Annotated in this window: 2 protein-coding genes and 1 pseudogene; 1 reads left to right on the forward strand and 2 read right to left on the reverse strand. The window is 66.1% G+C overall.

Features of this window, described 5'->3' with window-relative positions; translation table 11 throughout:
• A pseudogene (locus tag ACE3UY_RS18160) lies at positions 1 to 436 on the reverse strand (proline--tRNA ligase); the annotation flags it as partial.
• A gap of 72 nt (positions 437 to 508) precedes the next feature.
• Entirely contained in the window at positions 509 to 997 is a 489-nt protein-coding gene (locus ACE3UY_RS18165; protein WP_374688897.1) for a hypothetical protein, read from the reverse strand.
• A 129-nt stretch (positions 998 to 1126) separates the two neighbouring features.
• Here ACE3UY_RS18165 and ACE3UY_RS18170 point away from each other — a divergent pair.
• Positions 1127 to 1868: BTAD domain-containing putative transcriptional regulator (locus tag ACE3UY_RS18170; protein ID WP_374688898.1), on the forward strand; the 742-nt coding region annotated here is incomplete at its 3' end.

Here is a 1868-nt window from a genome sequence, read left to right on the forward strand (position 1 = left end):
CGCGCGGCCGGGCCTCGTCGCGGAACTTCTTGCTGATGTGGTAGACCATCCGGGGCAGGTCGCGGTAGCTCTCGATCTCGCGCACGGCCAGATCGACGACGATCTCCTCGTGGGTGGCCGAGAGGGCGTAGTCGCGGTTGCCGCCGGCGCGCAGTTTGTAGAGCACGTCCACAGAGTCCCAGCGGCCGGTGGCCTGCCACAGCGCCGCCGGGTGCAGGTTAGGCATCCACATTTCCTGGCCGCTGATGGCGTCCATCTCCTCGGCCATGATCTGCCAGATTTTACGGATGACGCGGTAACCGAGGGGCATGAAGGTGTAGATGCCGGCCCCGGCGGGGCGGATGTAGTTGGCGCGAAGGAGAAGTTGGTGGCTGACGAGTTCGGCCTCGGCCGGGGCCTCTCGCAGGGTTTTACCGAAGGATCGGGAGAGTCGCATGAGGGGGGAGTATATCTGGGAGAGGTATGTAGGTGCAACCCACTTCAGAAAGTGGGTCGCACCTGATGAACCTCACCCGGCCAGCGCATACGCGATCCAACCCTCGATTTCCTTTTGTCCATTGGCCCGGGCGACGGAGATGCGGTGATGCCCGTCGCGCACATAGTAGCCGTCGGCCGCCTGAATCAGTTCCACGGGCGGCAAGGAGGCTCCGCTGCGGGCGGCGGCGGCGATGTTGATCCAGCGGTCGCGGGTGTGGTCGTTCAGCGGGTAGAAGGCGCGGTCGAAGTCGTCGGCGCGCCCCTCGCTGCCGACGATCCGCGACAGGGGGATATTGACGACGCTGGCCTCGCGCGCCGGCCGCCGAACGGTCGTCGCGTCCACACTGGGCAGATGCCGCAGACCACCCGCCTGGCCCAGCAACCGCTGGCGCAGTGCTCGCCATTTGCCACGGCGCAGAGCACGCTCGAAAGCGGCGCTCGCCTCGTAGCGATCGGCCAAGGGGTTGCGCTGGCCGAAGCCATTTTGGGCAATACCGGTCATCTCTAGCGTGTTGAACATCTCGCTCTCCTTCATGCTGATGTCCACAGTCTAGGGATCGGCCGTTAGCGCCCCGTCGCCGGAACGCGCCGCCACCGTTAGCATGTGCTTCGCCAACCGTTAGCACTGTCTATCGTGTATAATGCGCTCATGTCGCGGCTCGAACTGTCATTCCTGGGCACATTTCACGTCACACTCGACCAGCGGCCGGTCACGCGCTTTCGTTCGGCCAACAACAAGGGGTTGTTGGTCTACCTGGCGCTGCACGGCCAGCGCCCCATCGCCCGCGAAGTGCTGGCGACCCTCTTCTGGCCGGACGAAAGAAGCGAGAACGCCCACAACAACCTGCGTCAGGCGGTGTACCAGTTGAGGCAACTGCTGGACGACGCAGCGAACGGCGATGCCCCCTACCTACTGGTCACGCGCCAGACGGTGCAGTTCAACCCCGCCGCCGATTACGCGCTGGATGTCAACCGCTTTCTGGCGGCGATTGAGGCGCGCGAGCTGGACACGGCCGCGGCCTACTACGACGGCGACCTGCTGCCTGGCTTCACCTGCGACAGCCTGGAGTTCGAGGAGTGGTTGCGACTGGAGCGGGAGAAGCTGCACCAGTTGGCCCTGGAAGTCCTGTTCGAGGCGGCGCAGGATCACCTGGCGGCTGGACGGCTGGACAAGGCGCAGGCGCTCGCCCGCCGCCAATTGGCCCTGGAACCGTGGCGCGAACCGGCCCACCGCCAACTGATGCAGGCCCACGCGCTGGCCGGCGACCGGGCGGGGGCGCTGGCCCAATACGAGGCCGGCCGCGAGGTGTTGTGGTCGGAGTTGGGCCTCGAGCCGTCGCCGGAGACGGTCGCCCTGCTGGAAGAGGTTAAAGCCGGGCGCTACAGCCGGC

The sequence above is a fragment of the Promineifilum sp. (SeqCode) genome, from assembly GCF_041918635.1.
GTDB lineage: Bacteria > Chloroflexota > Anaerolineae > Promineifilales > Promineifilaceae > Promineifilum.